Source organism: Oleiphilus sp. HI0080 (assembly GCF_001635135.1).
This window is the reverse complement of the sequence record NZ_LWFU01000676.1, coordinates 1-2,652: the sequence shown is the minus strand read 5'-3', so window position 1 is coordinate 2,652 and position 2,652 is coordinate 1. Positions and strand designations below refer to the sequence as shown.

The 2,652-nt window shown below is 47.6% G+C and carries 2 protein-coding genes; both read right to left on the bottom strand.

Going from position 1 to position 2,652, the window contains the following annotated elements:
- On the bottom strand, window positions 1-2,109 hold a 2,109-nt coding region (locus A3751_RS14690), incomplete at its 3' end, for a molybdopterin-dependent oxidoreductase (protein WP_156492490.1).
- A 153-nt stretch (window positions 2,110-2,262) separates the two neighbouring features.
- On the bottom strand, window positions 2,263-2,652 hold a 390-nt coding region (locus tag A3751_RS14685; protein WP_156492489.1), incomplete at its 5' end, for a prolyl oligopeptidase family serine peptidase.

Here is a 2,652-nt window from a genome sequence, read left to right as displayed (position 1 = left end):
ACATTCGATGGTGACCGCGCCATAGTCGGTCGATACTTTAAGCAAGTCACCATTGGAGATTTTCCTTAGTTTGGCATCTTCCTCACTAATCTGCGCGGTACAGCGGTTCTTACCTTTGACGAGCCGCTGGCTATTATGCAACCAAGAGTTGTTGGAACGAATATCCCGCCGGCCAATCAACATCATTTGAGCGTGCTCATCCGATTGCTTGACGGACGATTGAAGCATTTCATCCAACATCCCCAAGTGTTTCCTCAGCCGAGGGATATCTGTCATGTAGCTGCCTGGAACTAGAGAGATGCGCTTATTGGACGTATATAGCCGCTCTGGTAACGAAGATTGCAACGACCCCAAATCCACACCATGCGGATAATTCTTTAACGATGCAATGCATAAGCCTTTACTGAGCCCCCTATTTTGCGGTCCGTAAGGTCCGTTATCGAGCGCTCTGCGTATCGGATGCGACGCCGGAAAAACATCTTGAATGGTATCAATGACAAATGAACCAACCGAAGAAGTGCCCGGGACTTGTGTGCCATAAGGACCCACTCTCAAAAGGATATCCAACACACCATCCGGACCAAGACGCTTCATCGCCTGATACTGGCCAAGCTCTTTCACGTTATCGAGCAGACTGCCGCCAGAGGCAAAACGATGCGTGAGCTCAAGCAGTATCTCCCAATCATGCTTGGTGTTTTTTCCTGGCTCAAACAATGCAGGAGAGTACTTCGCGACATTCCGAACGCTGAGCAGGTTGAATACAACATCGTAACGGGATTGTTCAAGCTGGCTACTACCCGGCAGAATCAAATCGGCATGTTTTGTTGTCTCATTGAGATAGCTATCGATACACACCATGAAATCAAGCGAACCCAATGCGCGCTCCAAACGATTAGAGTTAGGGCTACTAATTACCGGATTTCCGGCAACCGTAACCATGGCACGAATTTGACTTGGACCTTTGGTTTCTATTTGGTCAGCAATGGCGCTTGAAGGGAGTTCACCTGCAAACTCCGGCAAACCGCCCTCCGTTGTGAATGTCCCGGAGCTACCTTTCTCGTTAAGGTAATGGGTAAGCTCGACCATGTCTGCCGCGGGCTTGGTAAACATTAATCCGCCACGCTCATCCAAATGACTGGTCAAAATATTCAGCAAGTAGATAAACCACGTCGCTAAACCACCAAATTCTTGTGTCGATGTCCCCATACGACCAAACGCAACAGCTCGTGGTGTTTCTGCAAGCTTTCGCGCTAGGCTTCGAATCGTATCGGCGTCAATACCGCAGGCAGCGGCAACTCGTTCGGGAGGAAAGTCCGAGCTGATGATCTGCACATCAGCAAGACCTTCAATATTTGACTGCAAGCGACCAAGATCGACAAGCCCCTCATCAAACAAAGTATGGATCATACCTAGCAGCATTAACGCATCTGTGCCGGGCCGAATAAACAAGTGTTGATCAACAACACGGGCTGTCTCACTCTTTTTCGGATCGATCAAGATCACTTCGCCACCACGCTTGCGAATGGCTTTCAAACGACCAAGATAATCAGGGGCAGACATCAAGCTCCCATTAGATGCTGCCGGGTTGCTGCCAAACAAAATAAACAGATCGGTATGATCTATATCCGGAATCGGAAACAGCGCCTGATGCCCAAACAACTCGTAGTTGGCGCGCATATGAGGGAGCTGGTCATTGGACGTAGCGGAATAGCGATTCTTGGTATCTAGGCTACGAAGAAAATTAAGAAGATAAATAATGTTGCCATGATGATGTGCATTTGGGTTCCCGAGATAGACGCTGATCGCATCTTTTCCGTATTGATCCTGAATCTCTCGAACACGTTTGCCAACAATATCAAAAGCACGATTCCAGCTTATCTGCTTCCAGCCCTGTGCCGTTTTCAACATCGGTGCACGAAGGCGATCGGGGTCTTCGTGATAATCCTTCAATGCGAGCGCTTTCGGACAAATGAAACCTTTACTGACAACATCTTCTTTGTCGGGCTTGATCGAGAGAACCTGTTCGCCATCGTGCTCAATCACTAGACCGCACATCGCCTCGCACAAATTACAGGTACGAAAATGCGTTTGTGTCTTTGTATCTGTCATCACATTAACCTTCAGGCTCACGCCCGCGCTGAGTGGAAAAATTATTATTTTTTTATCGATACAATAGATCGATTATATTCCTGCTCGGTTTTGAAAGTCCAACCAAGCGACATGCTGGTCGTTTGGCCGAACACGACGTCCTTACTCGAGTATTCAATGCTTCTTCAAATAGTCCGCATGCCACTGATTCACCTGCGCACTGACACCGGCCACTACAATATCGCAACGCAATGAAGGAAACATTTCGAAAGCATGCTGCGCGCCATCGATAGCGGCAAAACTAACGGTGTTACAGGAATGTTGACGAAGTGTATTCGCAAAATATCGTGCTTCATCGATTGAGGTAAGCGTATCTTTGTCTCCATGAACAACCATAAAGGGCGGTGCCTCTTTGCTGATGTGAGTCATCGGAGACATAAGACGGTATAAGTCAGGGTTTTCGGTTTTGGTTTCTTTGATGATGGATTTACGCATCACGATTTCAATGCCGACGCTTTTCTGCAACCCTTTTTCATCAAGCAAATCATAGATACCATAAAACGG